Genomic DNA, 17,697 nt, shown 5'->3' with positions numbered 1-17,697 from the left:
AAACAAAACTGATTTTTAGTTTTGTTTCACTCACTTTTTGTTTTCGTTTATTTATGTTTATTCAATGTTTTTTACGCTACTAGTTGAGCAACTTCTTCGTACTTTTTTCCTACAATAACATTTAGCCAATCGGTTCAGCTTTCTTCATTTTTTTGGTATAATAGATAAGATTGAAAATAGAGAGAGGACGTTGATGATGGCACAAGAAAACGCCTTGATCCAAGGTATGAACCCGAAACAAAAAGAAGCTGTTCTACATACAGAAGGACCTTTATTAGTAATGGCAGGTGCGGGTAGTGGTAAGACACGGGTCTTAACTCACCGAATTGCTTATTTAATTGAAGAAAAAGATGTTAATCCATGGAATATTTTAGCGATTACCTTTACCAATAAAGCAGCGAAAGAAATGAGAGAACGGGTCGAAAAATTACTAAAAAGTGGCGGCAGTGATGTTTGGGTATCCACATTTCATTCAATGTGTGTGCGAATTTTACGTCGTGATGTCGATCATATTGGCTATAATCGCAATTTTACGATTATTGATACATCAGAACAGCGGACTTTGATGAAACGGATTTTGAATGAACTAAATATTGATCCAAAAAAATATGATCCGCGTTCAATTTTAGGCACAATCAGTAATGCAAAAAATGAATTGCAGACACCAGAAAAAGTTGAAGAACTGCAAGGCACACCGTATGAACAGGTAGTTGCTAAGTGCTATAAAATGTACCAAAAAGAATTAAGAAACAATCAATGTATGGATTTTGATGATCTGATTATGAATACAATCCGTTTATTTAACGAGCATCCTGATTCATTAACTTACTATCAAAATAAATTTCACTACATCCATGTAGATGAGTATCAAGATACGAACCATGCCCAATATACATTAGTAAATATGTTAGCAGCGCGCTTTAAAAATTTATGCGTAGTTGGTGATGCAGATCAAAGTATTTATGGTTGGCGTGGAGCGGATATGCAAAATATTTTAGATTTTGAAAAAGATTATCCTGATGCATATGTGATTTTACTTGAACAAAATTACCGTTCAACGAAGAAAATTCTAGATGCTGCTAATAATGTCATTCAAAATAATCGGAATCGTCGGGATAAAAAACTTTGGACTGAAAATACCGATGGCGAAAAAATAGTTTATTATCGCGGTGATAACGAACGTGATGAAACACAGTTTATCGTAGGGCAGATTCAAAAAGAAATGCGTGATAAGGATCGGATTTATGGTGATTTTGCTGTATTGTATCGGACGAATGCTCAATCTCGGGTTATAGAAGAAATGTTGCTAAAATCAAATATCCCTTATACGATGGTTGGCGGTCATAAGTTCTATGATCGTAAAGAAATCAAAGATATTTTAGGTTATTTAAATATTATTTCTAACCCAATGGATTCATTAAGTTTTGAACGCGTAGTAAATGAGCCAAAACGTGGTATTGGTAAGAGTTCAGTTGAAAAGTTAAGAAGTTTTGCTGAAATGCACGGTTGGTCTTTACTGGAAGCTGCTCAAAATGTTGATTTAGCGAATATTAGCGGAAAAGCTGGGAAAGAATTAGGCAATTTTGGCTTAATGATTCAAGATTTAACTCAAATGATCCCTTATTTAACGATTACTGAATTAGTAAAAGAAGTGCTAAATCGCAGTGGTTATCGCGATGAATTAGTTCGACAAAATAATTTAGAATCACAAGCTCGCCTTGAAAACTTGGATGAATTTTTAACGGTAACCCAAGAATTTGATAAGCGTTATGAGCGCCAAGATGAAGAAGATGCGGATGCACCAGATGAAAAACTAGCAGTGTTTTTAAATGATTTGGCTTTAGTTTCTGACTTAGATAACTTAGAAGAAAGCACTTCTCAAGTAACGTTGATGACGCTACATGCGGCTAAAGGACTGGAATTTCCAGTGGTCTTTTTGATTGGTATGGAAGAAGGGGTATTTCCTTTATCTCGTGCAATGCTTGAAGAAAGTGAACTTGAAGAAGAACGCCGTTTAGCCTACGTTGGGATTACTCGTGCAGAAGAAATTCTGTATATCTCTAATGCTTTTTCAAGAACATTATATGGAAAAACACAATACAATCGTCCAAGTCGCTTCTTAGACGAAATTGATGAAGAATTATTAGACTTGCAAGGCTCGATTGCGGCTCCAAAAATGCCAGCAAGAACCTTTGAACCAAAAGTCTTCAAACCTGCCTATGCTCAGCCAACTAAACAGCCGGTAACAGATAAAGTTGCCAGCGGTGGTGAGTCAATGGCGTGGCAAGCAGGGGATAAAGTAAAACATAAAGCGTGGGGAACTGGTACTGTCGTGAGAGTTGGCGGAACAGCTAAAGATTTGGAATTAGATGTCGCTTTTCCAGAAAAAGGAATTAAACGCTTATTGGCAGCATTTGCTCCGATTGAAAAAATATAGGAGGGATCACATATGGCAGATCAGCCACTAACATTAGCTGAAGCAACTGAAAAAGCGCAAGAATTGCGTACGCAGCTAAATCATTATTCTCATGAATACTATGTAGAAGACAAACCAACTGTAGAAGATTATGTGTATGATCGCTTATATAAAGAACTTTTAGACATAGAAACGAATTATCCAGATTTAATCACAGCGGATTCGCCAACTCAGCGAGTGGGTGGGAAAATTCTCCAAGGCTTCGAAAAAGTCACTCATGATGTTCAGATGTTTAGTCTAAATGATGGTTTCAGCAAAGAAGATATTTTTGATTTTGATGAGCGTGTTCAAAAACTAGCTGGGAAACAGGTTGGCTATTGCTGTGAATTAAAAATTGATGGACTGGCAATTGCACTAAAATATGAAAATGGCAAATTTGTTCAAGGAGCAACTCGCGGTGATGGAACTGTCGGTGAAAATATTACCGAAAATCTAAAAACAGTCAAATCAATTCCTTTAGAATTGAAAAAGCCAATTTCAGTTGAAGTTCGCGGTGAATGTTACATGCCGAAACAATCATTTGTTAATTTAAACAAAGAACGTGAAGAAGCTGGACAGGATGTTTTCGCAAATCCTAGAAATGCGGCAGCGGGTAGTTTACGTCAATTAGATACGAGTATGGTTGCAAAAAGAAATCTGAATACCTTTCTATATACAGTGGCAGATTTTGGACCGATGACCGCTCAAACGCAATTTGATGCCTTAAATGAACTATCAGAAATTGGACTGCGAACCAATCCTGAAAAAAAATTATGCGCCACGATTGAAGATGTCTGGGCATATATTGAAGAATATCATGAAAAACGTACAGATTTACCTTATGAAATTGATGGGATTGTCATTAAGGTTAATGATTTTACTGTCCAAGATGAATTAGGTTTTACGGTAAAAGCGCCACGTTGGGCAATTGCCTATAAGTTTCCGCCAGAAGAAGCTCAAACTGTTGTAGAAGAAATCGAATGGACAATTGGCCGAACAGGTGTGGTTACGCCAACCGCAGTTATGCAGCCAGTTCGGGTCGCTGGTACTACAGTTAGTCGGGCAAGTTTGCATAATGCAGATTTTATCGCGATGAAAGATATTCGTTTAAATGATACAGTCATTATTTATAAAGCCGGTGACATCATCCCCGAAGTAGCCCAAGTTTTGACCGATCAGCGAAGTGATGACAGTCAGCCGTATGAAATTCCTACTCATTGTCCAGTATGTGACAGTGAATTGGTTCATTTGGATGAAGAAGTGGCGTTACGCTGTATCAATCCTAAATGTCCGGCACAGATTAAGGAAGGCTTGAATCACTATGTTTCCAGAAATGCTATGAATATTGATGGCTTAGGCCCCCGTGTTTTAGAGCAAATGTATGATAAACAATTAGTAGCAGACGTTGCGGATCTTTATTTCCTAACGCAAGAACAGTTAATGACGTTGGATAAAATTAAAGAAAAATCAGCAAACAATATTTATCAAGCAATTGCCGCTAGCCGGGAAAATTCTGTTGAACGCTTGATTTTTGGCTTGGGTATTCGTCATGTGGGTGGCAAGGCTGCAAAAGTTTTAGCGGAACACTTTGGTGATTTACGGGCGATTAGTAAAGCAACTAAAGAAGACGTTGTGGCGCTGGATTCAATGGGTGAAATTATTGCCGACAGTTTAGTCACTTATTTTGATAATGATGAAGTTCATGAGTTAATGGATGAGTTGACTAAAGCTGGAGTGAATTTTGAGTATAAGGGCATTCGAACGAGTCAGTTAGCCGCTGTTGAATCTCCATTTAAAGACAAAACAGTCGTTCTGACTGGAAAACTAACCCATTATACTCGTGAAGAAGCGAAAGAAAAAATTGAAAATCTTGGTGGGAAAGTCACTGGCAGTGTCTCTAAAAAAACTGATATTGTCGTTGCAGGTGAAGAAGCTGGCAGTAAGTTAACGAAAGCGCAAGACTTGGGTGTTACTGTTTGGAATGAACAAGAAATGGTAGAGGCACTTGATAATAGCTTTACAAAAGAAGCTGAATAATAGCTGAATGTACTGATCTCATCGTTTTTTTTTACAAATGTAGGCTATTTTCTTTCATCTCTTTTAAAATTTCAAAGAATTTTATGATAGAATAAGAAAAAAGCTGTTTTTTAATCAAATATATCATTAAGCAGTCTAAAAAATGAACTAGTGAGCACAGGAGTTTGATCTTTTTTGTTTTAAGAACAGAAAAGATCAACTTAACTGGGTTTTTCTAAAGGAAAGAAGGGTATCCATGGCAATTAGTGAAGAACAAGCAAAACATGTAGCAAAATTATCTAAACTGTCTTTTTCCGATGGGGAGTTAAAAGATTTTACTGATCAATTAGGCAAAATTATTGATATGGTGGAATTATTAGAAGAAGTTGATACACAAGGCGTTCCGTTTACTTCTAACGTAGCGCAATCAATTAATGTTATGAGAGAAGATGTTGCAACTCAAGGAATGGATCGTAAAGAATTAATGAAAAACGTACCTGAATCAGAAGATGGTTACATTAAAGTGCCAGCGATTATTGACAATGGGGAGGCTGGTGCATAATGGAAAAATTATATGATAAATCTTTGACAGAACTGCATAATTTACTTGTTTCTAAAGAAATTACTGCGACAGATTTAACCCATGCAACATTAAACCGCATCAAAGAAACAGAAAAAGATGTTGATTCTTTTATTACAATCAGTGATGAAAAAGCCTTGGAATTAGCCAAAGCTGTTGATCTTAAGGGCATTACTGAATCAAATCCATTAGCTGGTATTCCGATTGGGATCAAAGATAACATCGTTACAAAAGATATTTTAACGACAGCAGCCTCAAAAATGCTGCACAACTTTAACCCAATTTATGATGCAACAGTTATGGATAAAATCTATCAAGCAGACATGATCCCAGTTGGGAAATTAAACATGGACGAGTTTGCGATGGGTGCAAGTACTGAAACATCATACTTCAAACAAACAAAAAATGCTTGGGATCATTCAAAAGTACCTGGAGGTTCTTCTGGTGGTTCAGCAGCAGCGGTTGCTGCTGGTCAAATTCCTGTTTCATTAGGTAGCGATACTGGTGGAAGTATTCGCCAACCAGCTTCATTCAATGGAATTGTAGGGATGAAACCGACTTATGGACGCGTTTCTCGTTTTGGTTTGATCGCTTTTTCTTCAAGTTTAGATCAAATTGGTCCAATGACTAGAAATGTACAAGACAATGCGTTAGCACTAAATGCTATCAGTGGTTTTGATGCAAAAGATGGCACGTCTGCCGGTGCATCCGTACCAGATTTTACCGCTGGTTTAACAGGTGACATCAAAGGAATGAAAGTCGCTTTACCAAAAGAATATTTAGGTGAAGGTGTGGATGCTGGTGTTCGTGAAGCTGTTCTTAAAGCAGCAGAAACCTTCAAAGCTTTAGGTGCAACAGTTGAAGAAGTTAGCTTACCACATTCTAAATATGGCGTAGCTGTTTACTATATTATTGCCTCGTCAGAAGCAAGTTCTAATTTACAACGTTTTGATGGTATTCGTTATGGTTACCGTTCTGAAAACGTCAAAAATCTTGAAGATGTTTATGTAAACTCACGTTCAGAAGGCTTTGGTATCGAAGTAAAACGCCGTATTATGCTTGGAACTTTCTCTTTAAGTGCTGGCTATTATGATGCCTACTTTAAAAAAGCCGGCCAAGTTAGAACGTTAATTAAACAAGATTTCGATAAAGTCTTTGAAAATTATGATATTATCATTGGTCCAGCATCACCAACTGTTGCTTTTGGTTTAGGTGAAAATATCAATGATCCGATTACTATGTACATGAACGATTTGTTAACAATTCCAGTTAACTTAGCTGGTTTACCAGGAATGTCAGTACCAGCAGGATTTTCTGAAGGATTGCCGGTAGGGCTACAAATTATCGGAAAACCTTTTGCTGAAAGTACAATGTATCAAGCAGCGTATGCTTTTGAACAAGCAACTGACTTCCATACGAAAAAACCTGTGATCTTAGGGGGGAATGACTAATGAACTTTGAAACTGTCATCGGACTTGAGGTCCATGTAGAATTAAAAACAAACTCTAAAATCTTTTCACCTGCACCTGCTCATTTTGGTGCAGAACCAAACAGCAATACCAATGTTATCGACTGGGGTTATCCAGGCGTTTTACCAGTGATGAATAAACAAGCATTGGAATTTGGAATGAAAGCAGCCCTTGCCTTAAATTGTGAAATCTCTAAAGATACACATTTTGACCGTAAGAACTATTTTTATCCTGATAATCCCAAAGCTTACCAAATTTCGCAATTCGATCAACCAATCGGACATGACGGCTGGATTGATATTGAAGTAGAAGGTCAAACAAAACGTATTCGTATTGAGCGTGTTCATTTAGAAGAAGATGCAGGGAAAAATATTCATGGTGACGGCGGCTATTCGTTTGTCGATTTAAACCGTCAAGGAACGCCATTGATTGAAATCGTGTCAGAAGCTGATATGCGTTCACCAGAAGAAGCTTATGCTTATTTAGAAGCATTACGTTCGATTATTTTATTTACGGATGTTTCTGATGTGAAAATGGAAGAAGGTTCTATGCGCTGTGATGCTAACATTTCATTGCGCCCTTATGGTCAAGAAGAATTCGGAACCAAAGCTGAATTGAAAAACTTAAACTCAATGAGTTTTGTAAAAAAAGGTTTGGCTTTTGAAGAAAAACGCCAAGCAAAAGTATTATTATCAGGCGGTGAAATTCAACAAGAAACTCGTCGTTTTGATGAAGCTACAAGCAAAACATTATTAATGCGTGTCAAAGAAGGTTCAAGTGATTACCGTTACTTCCCGGAACCGGATGTGCCTCGTTTTGCTATTGATGATGAATGGATCGAAAAAGTTCGTCAAAGCTTACCGGAAATGCCGGTTTCTCGTCGTAATCGTTACATCAATGATTTTGGTTTACCTGAATATGATGCGATGGTCTTGACTTTAACGAAAGAAATGTCTGATTTCTTTGAAGCAACATTAACTGAAGGAGCAGACGCTAAACAAGCCTCAAACTGGTTAATGGGAGAAGTTTCAGCATACTTGAACAGTGAAAAAGTTGAGTTACCTGATACAAAATTAACACCAGCTAACTTAGCAGGAATGATTACATTGATTGCTGACGGTACAATTAGCTCAAAAATTGCGAAAAAAGTCTTTAAAGAATTGATTGAAAATGGCGGCGATGCAAAAGAAGTTGTTGAAGCAAAAGGCTTAGTTCAACTATCTGATCCATCACAATTATTACCAATCATTAATGAAGTATTAGATAATAATCAACAATCTGTCGATGATTTCAAAAATGGAAAAGATCGTGCAGTTGGATTCTTAGTTGGTCAAATTATGAAAGCAACCAAAGGACAAGCCAATCCAGGCGTTGTGAACAAGTTGTTACAAGAAGAATTGGCAAAACGATAGAAAGCAGCAGATGACGTATGAAAAAAGCAAGAGTGATTTATAATCCAACCTCTGGTAAAGAGCTAGTCAAAAAAAATCTAGCTGATATTCTTTCTATAATAGAAGAATGCGGATATGAAACCAGTGCTTTTGCCACAACTCCAGATGAGAATTCCGCTAGAAATGAAGCTCGGCGTGTAGCTGAAGTAGGTTTCGATCTAATTGTTGCCGCTGGAGGCGATGGAACTATCAATGAAGTCGTTAATGGAATTGCTCCTTTAGATAATCGACCATCTATGGCGATCATACCTGCTGGAACAACCAATGATTACGCAAGAGCATTAAAAATCCCTAGAGATAATATTGTGAAAGCAGCAGAAGTAATCAAAAAAAATCAAACAGTTAAAATGGACATCGGTAAAGCAAAAGAGACTTATTTTATTAATATTGCGGCCGGTGGACATTTAACGGAACTAACTTACGAAGTCCCGTCAGAGCTAAAAAGTATCTTTGGCTACCTTGCTTATCTGGCTAAGGGAGCTGAGATGTTGCCTCGTGTAAAACCAATCAAAGTACGTATGGAATACGATGAAGGTGTTTACGAGGGAAATGCCTCAATGTTTTTCTTAGGTTTAACTAATTCAGTTGGCGGTTTTGAACAGATTGCACCAGATGCCAAATTAGATGATGGGAAATTTTCACTAATTATTGTTAAAACAGCGAATGTTTTTGAAATTTTACATCTAGCTGCGTTAATGTTAAATGGTGGAAAACATGTTGAAGATAATCGTTTGATTTATACAAAGACCAGCCGTTTACATGCGGAAACATTGGAAGCAGATAGCCGTATGATGATTAATTTAGACGGTGAATATGGTGGAGATGCACCAATGGAATTTGTTAATTTACATCAACATATTGAAATGTTTGCCAATGCTGATGCTATTCCATCGAATGCTATTATGGGTTCAATTTTGGAAGACTACGATGGCGAGTCTGAAGATGAGTATTCAGAAACTAGCAAAGAGTTTGTGAGGGAAGTCGAAAGATTGACCGAAGAAGACATTGATGGTGATGGTAAAATTGCTGATCGTGAGAAATAGAAAAACAGCTTTCTGTATTTTGTTTTGCAGAAAGCTGTTTTTTACAATGAGATAAAAGTCTTTATTGCTTTTCTAATGTTTTTTCATTAGAATGAGTGAAGCGCATAAAAGAAGGAGCGACTTATGAATAATTTTCCAGTGAAAAAAAATGAAACAATTCAAGTAGATATTATTGATTTAACCCACGAAGGAATGGGTGTTGCCAAAATTGATGGCTATCCCTTATTTATTGAAAATGCCTTGCCAGGTGAAAAAATTGAAATAAAAGTCTTAAAAGTAGGGAAAAGCTTTGGTTACGGGAAAGTTTTGACGATTTTAAAATCAAGTGAAGACCGTGTTCCAGTAAAAGATGAAAACTTTACTAAAGTTGGGATTAGTCCACTGCAGCATTTAGCATACGGTGTTCAACTAAAATTTAAAACCGATCAAGTGAAAAATGTTATGCAACGCGTTGCAAAATTACCTGATGTTCCAGTTTTAGATACTTTAGGAATGAATAATCCGTGGGGATACCGTAATAAAGCCCAAATTCCAGTAAGAAAAATTGGTGACAAATTACAAACTGGTTTCTTCAGAAAGAATAGCCATGATTTAATTCCTTTAGAACATTTTTATATTCAAGATCCAAAAATCGATGAAGCTGTAATTAAAATTCGTGATATCATGAGACGTTACAGCATCAAACCTTATAATGAGTCTGATAATACAGGGAATCTACGACATATCGTAGTCCGTCGCGGCTACCATACAGGTGAAATGATGGTGGTTTTAATTACAAGAACGCCTAAATTATTCCCAACAAGCAAAATCATCCCTGATATTTTAGAAGCATTGCCGGAAGTAGTTAGCATTGTCCAAAATGTGAATACTAAAAAAACAAATGTGATTTTTGGTGATGAAACGATCTTATTACATGGTGAAGATCGTATGATTGATACTATTTTTGATTTGAAATTTGAAATTTCGTCTCGTTCATTTTATCAAGTGAATCCGCAGCAAACCGAAGTTATGTACAACAAGGTAAAAGAATACGCAGCATTAACGGGTGAAGAAGTTGTCGTAGATGCGTACTGTGGAATCGGTACAATTGGTTTAACTTTAGCAAAAGATGCAAAGCATGTATATGGCGTAGAAGTTATTGAAGAGGCTGTTAAAAATGCTGAAACAAATGCTAAATTAAACAACATTACTAATGCAACATTTACAGCTGGATTAGCAGAAGAAGCTTTACCAAGAATGATTGAAAATGATATTTTACCAGATGTTGTCATTGTTGACCCGCCACGTAAAGGTTTAGAAACTAGTTTAGTAGAGACTCTAATCGAAACAAAACCAAAGCGTATTGTCTATGTTAGTTGTAATCCAGCTACCTTAGCGCGTGATCTTGCCTTGTTTGTAGAAGGTGGCTATGAGGTAAAAGAAGTTCAACCAGTAGATAATTTCCCGCAAACAACACATATTGAATCTGTCACATTGTTGCAAAAAAAATAAAAGCAATAAAATAATTAGTTTAAATTTGTCTTGAACAAAAAGACGTTTCTGAAAAAGAAGCGTCTTTTTGTTGTTTTATAAACGTTCATAGTTATATTTTGAGAATGTTGCTACTAATATTCTAAAATATATTTCACTGATGAGCTATAAACAAAAAAATTGGAGCAGTTATCGATGTTTTTGGTTCAGCTAAATTTTTTGATTATATTAGATAAACAAAATGCTCAGGAGTGTGAATCAGCTACTGATACTCCGATAGCGTTACTTAATCAAGACTAGCCAAATGTTTAGTCCGTTTTTTAACTTAATAATTAATCAAAAAAAACTAGTGAGAAATCTTTTTATGATCTCAAACTAGTTTTTTTGATCGGCAAAATTGAGGGTAGGAATTTTTTTCTTCTATATTATAGCGCTATTTTTTTACCAATCAAATAGTCATTAATTTTTTAGAGAGCATTTCCCATTCACGATCTAATGGTACACTGGAAAATTTAAAGAAGGTGCAATTTAAACTAGATGGTGCTAAAGGAAAATTACAAATACAAACATCAATATCTAATCGTTCAATTAAATTATTATCGATGGGCTGATTGAAGATAAATGAAAGATCAGCTGTGGTTGGTACGTATTTATGTGCTAAGTATTTATAATAAGCGGTTTCTGCTGATGTTCCACTTAAAGCAAATAACACTTTGCTGCTGCGATTTACTTTTGCTTCCGTTAAAGAAGTCAAACTTGCTGCCAAATCTTCCTTGTAAAGAAAATCTTCATTATCCTTTAGTATGTCATTCCAGATAGAAATAGTTTTTGGATATTTTTTCTCCATAAGTGCTTTAAAGTTTGAATTATTTTTATGGAATAAGGGTGAGAGTTCCTGTAATGCTTTCTCATTTACCAAAAAGGCTTTAATAATAGCTTTTAATTCGACGTTTAAAGAGTAGCTTAAGTTAGAATAGCGGAAAAAATCAGTAGCTAAATGCTCAAAAGCTTCCATTTCACTTAAAAAACTATTTGGTAAAAAGTGACTTTTCTCATCATAAACGATTGTATCCAAAGAAATAAGAAAAGAAAAAATAATCTCTGCATCAGTTATTCTACTAAATAGTTCTGGACTTAAAGATTTGCCCATTGCACTTTTTAAAACAATAAAAACTTCATTTTGAGAATATTTATCAAAAATTTCCTGATCTAAATAGATTAATTTGTGTTGCTTTATCCGTTGTTCTGTAACAGCTAGCCATCGAATTAGGCGGTGATAATCAACATTTAGGATTAAACCATAGGTGTGGATTAGGTTTCTTAAAACAGCATATAAATCCGCCTGTTTCTGTTCAGGATAGGAGTATTGGCTATATTCTGCAACTTGTTCAAAAAAATGAAAGTAAAAATAGCGAATGTTCACTTCATCCCCTAGTATTTCAATTGGTGAAAGATTTAGCGTTAAATCAAAATCTTCAAGTACATCTTTTAAAATCGCCAAGTGTTTTCTGAGTGTAGATTCTGAAATGAAAAACTTTTCTGATAAATAATCGATTGTTTCACTTCTTGCATAAAAAGTATCTTCCACGATCATAAACAGAATATTATTCCTTACCTCGTCTTCAATATAATCCAAAATAGGGTTCATATTACTAGTAGCTTTTAAAAAAATTGTAGCATTTTCAAGAATAAATGCATCTGGAAATTGTTCAATCAATGCTTGGGCATCTCGTCGTAAAGTTTTTTGCGAAACATCACAAATTTCAGCAAGATCAGAAATTAAAACTGGTAAATCGGATTCTAATAATATATTTAAAATGGTAACTTTCCTCTTTGTTGATGCATCTGATAATAAGTTGTAACCTATTTCATTCATAAATATTTCCTCCTAAATCATTACTTTATAGAATCATAACAAAAAAAACATGCAAAATTTATCTAAAATTTCTCTTTGATGAGAAAAAACAGATAAAAACGTTTGTAATTTTACGCAAATATTTAAACAAAAATAAAATATTTATTAAAAAATAGAGAGATTTCCGCTCTAAAGCTTTAATTAATAACACTTTTTGCTTTGTCCCTTTGAAAGACAAACATGGTTTGAATAAAAAAAGTAAATAATATATCTTTTTCATATACAAAAAAACATGAAGGAGGAAACAAAGTATGTATAATTTAGCAATGTTTAATTCACATGATTATTCCATACCTGCATCAATCAAACTTTGCGATTTTTATTTTTCTGATGAAAGTCAATTATTAAATCAGTTAGATAACGTTCATGGTGTTGTTATTCACAGTTCTGCTGAAGAAAATCAAAACAAAGTCCTTGAGTTAATTTTATCAATAAAAAGAAGATTCACACTTCCTATCTGGGTAAGAACTGAAAAAAATAACGCAATTAGTAAAAAACTAAATCTGGAATTAGGTGTTCTTGGTAATCTTGATGAAAATGTATCAAATGAAGAAATGTTTGTCATTATAGAAAATACCTTAAATCTTATTCATGATACTGATGGAGAAAGTACTACTGAAATAAAACCTAGTAATGAATTACAACTTAACTCTTTAAATTGTAGCATGAAAATTCCTAATAAGGCAGAAGTAAGCCTTACCCGTTTAGAATACAAAATGATTTCTTTACTAGCAACACGAGTGAATCAAGCATTTACATATGAAGAAATTTATAAATATGTTTGGGAAGATGGAGAAGAAACTGATAATTCGTCTAAACGATACCGAACGTCGAATTTAGCTTTTCACATAAGGAATAAATTAAGCCAAAATGGAATGAATCCTAAAATTTTAAGAACGGTTCGTTCAGTTGGCTATCTGCTTGATTCAAATTTGGAAAGTGATAATTTAAAGGAGGTGATGGAGTTCACTAGCTGAAAAAAATAAGTAAAGGAGGCAAGATGATTGAAGTGAATAAAATAAGAAAAAAACGATTAATTTATATCAATATTTTTATGATTTCGATCCTATGCTTAGCAGCTTTCGGTCAGTTTTATTTCTCAGCTACTAAGTTATTTGCCAAAACGCCGCTTTCATTAACTTTAGTGGAAGAATCTGTCAAAGAAAATCAAGCATTTCATTTAGACATTAGCGATGAGCGTGACCTAGAAGAGCTGGGGCAACTGACAGAACCAGAAATTCCAACGCCAATTGCTACCGAGGAAACGAATTCAACTAAGAACGAAACAAGTAACATCAAAAGAGAATTAATATTATCAATTCCTGAAGGAGTAACATTTAATGAAGCGGCAGAAATTGCTCTGCTTCAAGAGGATAAAGAACTTGAAGAGCTTCCAGTTTTTAACTGGAATCAGACAGAGCGAACACTAGCTATTTCAATGTCTCCTTCGCAAACATCGTTGCGAGTAGTATTAACTGCAGAAGATAGTGGAGATTATACATTTAAATTGAGTAATAAAATCAATGATATAATCCCAGAAGTTTTAAAGATTTCAGTAGAAAGATCGGAAAGTGATTATGAAATAGAAAAAAATTCAGTGACTAATGCTACTTCAAGATCAACTGAAGGTAGTACATTTGGTTCTGAAGCAGCAGCAACGAACATTATTGAAGTTGGAACGTGGGCGGAATTAAATAATGCAGTGATTAACGGTTTTACTGGAGCAGATGCTTATAAGAATAATGCAGATTATATCAAAATTACTGCAGATATTGAAAACCCAGGGAATTTAGGTACTGGGGATACGCGTATAAACGCGCCTGCCAGTAGAGTTGACTATGTCATTGACGGACAAGGACATACTGTTGATTTTAACCAAGTGCGTTTCACGTGGGCTGCAAGTACATCTATTGATAGAAATATTTACATTAAAGATATTAAAATGTATGGTCAAAGTGCTTATGGTCCTTTTGCAATTGGGGACACATCAACGATTACTTCAACTATCAGTTATGAAAATGTCTATTATAGAGGTTCACAATTAAGTGCCTCATGGCAAGCAACAATGATTTTTAAAGGAATAAATGAATTTTATTCAGTCAATTCTTATGAGGCGCCTCTTAGACCTGGGATAATAAAAAATACGTGGGCAAACCAGTCTGGTTTAGAAGCATTTCGAGCAATTTATGAAGAGAATAGTAAGACAACTGTAGAGGTCCAAAATGGTAATGGTTTTATATTAGCAAGCTTTCTAGGGAATACAGGAACCACGTTGAATCAGAGCGCTTATGCTGATCTTCAAAAAAATGCTGAACTAAACTTGACAACACTAGGTAATACTGGGGAGGCAGTTGGTACTGGTAATAATGTTATGGGGATGTTAAAAGGATCTATTTCATTAGGCGATGGAGCTAAAATTAATGCTACTACAGCCGATGGTACAACACGAGGTGGAGTATCGTTAGCTGCTAATACCTCGATTTCCATTGCTGATTCTGCTGAGTTTAATTTAGCTATCAATGGACCGATGGGTTCTGGTTTAAATGCTATTTCAATAGGGGCAAATGCTAACTTTAGTGTGGCAGATGAAGGTAAGTTGAATATTACATTAAAAAACCAAGGAACAAGTACCAATAATATAATTAATTCTGGGAGTAACAGTCAGTTTGTAATTGGGCAAAAAGGTACTTTTAATATTCAGTTGTTGGATGGTACAGGGACAAGGAACTTGATAAATGTAGGTAGTAACGGAACTTTCCGCTTTCAAGATGCTTATTCAATCGATTTAGATGCTCGAGCTAATACTTCAGCCAGTCTAATCTCTATGGCAAACCCAGGCCGTTTTATTGCGGATGTTCAAAAAGTATCTGCTTGGCTAAAGTCACCCCAGAGTGAAGAGCCTTTTAAAACATGGAATCCTATCTATGGGGTTAACGTTACCTACAATGGAACCACTACTACCAATATTGTAGGACAAAGTGTAACGCCAGCAATAACGGAAGACTTTCTAACTAATTACCGTACAAATACAACTGGTGGAAATCCTCATTCTGGATTTTCCAGAGTTCTATATGAACATATACCAGATGTAGTGATCGGATTGGATCAACCAACAGATAATCCAACTGAGACATCAAGTCGAGTATTATCAGGGGTTGTTAACCCAGATCCAGAATTTATGAATGGTGCAGGGATCACTTTTTACTTAGTTCAGGATGAAAATGATCCAAGCACGGATGTTTTATTAACTGAAACTACAACAATATCTCCTATTGAAGGTGATACACGCTTATTCCATACTATTGCTGATTCAACTACAGGAAGATTTAGTTTTGAATTGCCGGAAGATATTATACTTGAAGCTGACCAAAGAATAAAAGCAGTTGGTTGGCTGAATGGTAAAGAATCTTCGGATAGTAAAATTGTTTTGGATACAACACCTCCCAAAGGTGAACCACGTACAGTTTATACGGCTGTTGGAGAACTTACCCCTACGCCGAATCAATTTATCATAAATCCAACCGATACAAATCCAGTAATACCAGACTTTGGTTATGAATTTGCGGAAGAAAATCCTCAAGCAAGTATTGAGCAAATGATGACTGTTGCAGGAGAATATGACGTGTATGTCTATCTTCTAGATAACGCAGTTGACGCCACTGGTGCACCGGCACCAAATCGAACGAAGATTTTATCCAAATTAATTGTGTATGAAACACTAAGCTCGATTACAGGGACAGATTTTGAAGCATCTTATGTCGATATTCGCGATTTAAATGAATCTGAGTTATTAGAATATATTTTAACAAACAGTAAACCAGAAGCATACAGTATTGTAGATGGGGTTAAAACAGATATCAGTTCAATAGTCACAGTTTCAGACTTCGGTGGATTAAATGATATTGCGAATATTCAGCCGAAAGAATACACAATAACCTTAGTCGTTAAAGCTGCAGATTCTGGATTGTCACAAGATATTACTGGAACAATCAACGTTACAGTAGTTGATGTCGATGCTGTTTTAACCGTTGAATTTGTCAATGAAATCAATCAATTACTGCCAGGCTATACAATTAAGATTGACGGTCAGGTAGGAGATCAAATTGATTTAACGAAAGACGAACAACTAATGAAGCAGTTAGCTGACTTAGAAAGTGCCGGTTATGAAATCGCAGAACGTCCTGAAAACGAAACGGCTATTTCCATTAATAATACAGAAGTGACTGTTCAATACAAACTACAAGGTGTCTTGAGCTTAGCTTCAGCGCCAAGCAATCTAGATTTTGGCTCATTGACGTATAATGCTACTACTAAACGAGTAGACAACCCAGATGTGGATCAACCGCTAATTGTTACCGACACACGTGCGGAAACAGCGAATGGCTGGACCCTGACGGCATCCTTGTCAACGCCGATGAGAAATAGTGAAGGTCAGGAATTAATCAATGCCTTGCGCTATGTTTATAAAGGTGAAGAAACAATCTTAGATACGAATGCTCAAACTGTGTTCTTAAACACAGAAGGTTCAGCTGGAAGTTTCGATATTAGTAACAGTTGGGGCAACCAACAAGGGACTGATGGCGTGAAACTTCAAATCGGTTCCGCAGATACGATTCACACAGGCAGTTATGTTGGCATAATCACTTGGAAAGTAATGGCTGGTCAGCCCTAAAAGGAGAGGAAAAAAATGAGAACAAACAAAATGATCATCTTATTCTGCTCCCTAATAGTGCTGGTTAGTCTAGTGATGTCACCAGTCATTAGTTATGGAACAGATGGCGCTGGCGGACAGGTTAATACAGGCGGGAAAATCACATTTTATGAGGAAGAAGTTACTCCAGATGAGTCCAAACCTCAAGAACCAGGCTCGTCTTCAGAACAAGAAGCTGAGCTGGTGAAAAAGCCGGCAGGTAACCTTCCGAGTACTGGTGAATTGATCGGGAATTTTGGTTTTATCGGTATTGGGCTAGTGTTACTTTTCCTTCTGCTGATTGTATTACGTAGATGGACAAAGGAGGAGAAGTAGATGAATATGCAGAAGTTTAAAGCTGTTAATAGTTTACTCCTTATACTAGCTGGATTGACTCTCTATACTCCGTCAGTTCATGCAACGACTGATTCATTAGGACAAACTGGAACAGTAACGGTTGAAGGAAGTTCGATTTCTAATCCAATTGATCCAGAAAATCCTGGTGAGGTTATTGACCCGGGAGAGGGACCTTCTACTGAAGGACCATTGAGGATAGATTATGTCTCATCCCTTGACTTTGGTCGAGCACAATTAACCGATACCAACCG

12 protein-coding genes are annotated in these 17,697 nt (G+C 35.9%); 11 read left to right on the top strand and 1 reads right to left on the bottom strand.

Annotated elements, in window-relative coordinates; genetic code table 11:
- Positions 1–196: 196 nt before the first annotated feature.
- From pcrA to rlmD, 7 genes are all read left to right on the top strand, one after another.
- Positions 197–2,437, top strand: a complete 2,241-nt coding sequence (pcrA, locus tag C240_RS16050; protein WP_271498091.1) for a DNA helicase PcrA — start codon at positions 197–199, stop codon at positions 2,435–2,437.
- A 12-nt stretch (positions 2,438–2,449) separates the two neighbouring features.
- Complete coding sequence (ligA, locus tag C240_RS16045; protein ID WP_271497946.1) at positions 2,450–4,492, top strand: NAD-dependent DNA ligase LigA; 2,043 nt, start codon at positions 2,450–2,452, stop codon at positions 4,490–4,492.
- Between the two features lie 235 nt (positions 4,493–4,727).
- Complete coding sequence (gene gatC / locus C240_RS16040; RefSeq protein WP_271497944.1) at positions 4,728–5,033, top strand: Asp-tRNA(Asn)/Glu-tRNA(Gln) amidotransferase subunit GatC; 306 nt, start codon at positions 4,728–4,730, stop codon at positions 5,031–5,033.
- Positions 5,033–6,502: an Asp-tRNA(Asn)/Glu-tRNA(Gln) amidotransferase subunit GatA gene (gatA, locus tag C240_RS16035; RefSeq protein ID WP_271497942.1), complete on the top strand. Its 1,470-nt coding sequence runs from the start codon at positions 5,033–5,035 to the stop codon at positions 6,500–6,502. The genes gatC and gatA overlap by 1 nt, the downstream gene beginning before the upstream one ends.
- Positions 6,502–7,932: an Asp-tRNA(Asn)/Glu-tRNA(Gln) amidotransferase subunit GatB gene (gatB, locus tag C240_RS16030; RefSeq protein WP_271497940.1), complete on the top strand. Its 1,431-nt coding sequence runs from the start codon at positions 6,502–6,504 to the stop codon at positions 7,930–7,932. The genes gatA and gatB overlap by 1 nt, the downstream gene beginning before the upstream one ends.
- Before the next feature lie 17 nt (positions 7,933–7,949).
- Complete coding sequence (locus tag C240_RS16025) at positions 7,950–9,014, top strand: diacylglycerol kinase (protein WP_271497938.1); 1,065 nt, start codon at positions 7,950–7,952, stop codon at positions 9,012–9,014.
- A gap of 123 nt (positions 9,015–9,137) precedes the next feature.
- Positions 9,138–10,505, top strand: a complete 1,368-nt coding sequence (gene rlmD, locus C240_RS16020; RefSeq protein WP_271497936.1) for a 23S rRNA (uracil(1939)-C(5))-methyltransferase RlmD — start codon at positions 9,138–9,140, stop codon at positions 10,503–10,505.
- Between the two features lie 427 nt (positions 10,506–10,932).
- Here rlmD and C240_RS16015 read toward each other — a convergent pair whose 3' ends face one another.
- Positions 10,933–12,360: a helix-turn-helix domain-containing protein gene (locus C240_RS16015; RefSeq protein ID WP_271497933.1), complete on the bottom strand. Its 1,428-nt coding sequence runs from the start codon at positions 12,358–12,360 to the stop codon at positions 10,933–10,935.
- 290 nt (positions 12,361–12,650) lie between these two features.
- Between C240_RS16015 and C240_RS16010 the strand changes: the two genes are divergently transcribed.
- From C240_RS16010 to C240_RS15995, 4 genes are all read left to right on the top strand, one after another.
- Positions 12,651–13,376: a winged helix-turn-helix domain-containing protein gene (locus C240_RS16010; protein ID WP_271497931.1), complete on the top strand. Its 726-nt coding sequence runs from the start codon at positions 12,651–12,653 to the stop codon at positions 13,374–13,376.
- Positions 13,377–13,399: 23 nt separating this feature from the next.
- Positions 13,400–17,071: a pectate lyase-like adhesive domain-containing protein gene (locus tag C240_RS16005; protein ID WP_271497928.1), complete on the top strand. Its 3,672-nt coding sequence runs from the start codon at positions 13,400–13,402 to the stop codon at positions 17,069–17,071.
- Between the two features lie 15 nt (positions 17,072–17,086).
- A complete protein-coding gene (locus C240_RS16000; protein WP_271497926.1) occupies positions 17,087–17,425 on the top strand; it encodes an LPXTG cell wall anchor domain-containing protein in 339 nt (112 codons plus the stop codon).
- Positions 17,426–17,697, top strand: a 272-nt coding sequence (locus C240_RS15995) for a WxL domain-containing protein (RefSeq protein ID WP_271497923.1), incomplete at its 3' end; no start/stop codon positions are given.

Source organism: Enterococcus sp. 5H, from assembly GCF_028128615.1.
Classification (GTDB): domain Bacteria; phylum Bacillota; class Bacilli; order Lactobacillales; family Enterococcaceae; genus Enterococcus_L.
The sequence above is the reverse complement of the archived record's forward strand: the minus strand, read 5'-3'. Positions and strand labels throughout refer to the sequence as shown.

What these genes read in the sequence shown, in the direction of transcription:
- C240_RS16005 (WP_271497928.1), top strand. Translation starts at nt 13,400, where the DNA reads ATGATTGAAGTGAATAAAATAAGAAAAAAACGATTAATTTATATCAAT.
- C240_RS16015 (WP_271497933.1), bottom strand. Translation starts at nt 12,360, where the DNA reads ATGAATGAAATAGGTTACAACTTATTATCAGATGCATCAACAAAGAGG.
- gatA (WP_271497942.1), top strand. Translation starts at nt 5,033, where the DNA reads ATGGAAAAATTATATGATAAATCTTTGACAGAACTGCATAATTTACTT.
- C240_RS16000 (WP_271497926.1), top strand. Translation starts at nt 17,087, where the DNA reads ATGAGAACAAACAAAATGATCATCTTATTCTGCTCCCTAATAGTGCTG.
- ligA (WP_271497946.1), top strand. Translation starts at nt 2,450, where the DNA reads ATGGCAGATCAGCCACTAACATTAGCTGAAGCAACTGAAAAAGCGCAA.
- rlmD (WP_271497936.1), top strand. Translation starts at nt 9,138, where the DNA reads ATGAATAATTTTCCAGTGAAAAAAAATGAAACAATTCAAGTAGATATT.
- gatB (WP_271497940.1), top strand. Translation starts at nt 6,502, where the DNA reads ATGAACTTTGAAACTGTCATCGGACTTGAGGTCCATGTAGAATTAAAA.
- C240_RS16025 (WP_271497938.1), top strand. Translation starts at nt 7,950, where the DNA reads ATGAAAAAAGCAAGAGTGATTTATAATCCAACCTCTGGTAAAGAGCTA.
- gatC (WP_271497944.1), top strand. Translation starts at nt 4,728, where the DNA reads ATGGCAATTAGTGAAGAACAAGCAAAACATGTAGCAAAATTATCTAAA.
- pcrA (WP_271498091.1), top strand. Translation starts at nt 197, where the DNA reads ATGGCACAAGAAAACGCCTTGATCCAAGGTATGAACCCGAAACAAAAA.
- C240_RS16010 (WP_271497931.1), top strand. Translation starts at nt 12,651, where the DNA reads ATGTATAATTTAGCAATGTTTAATTCACATGATTATTCCATACCTGCA.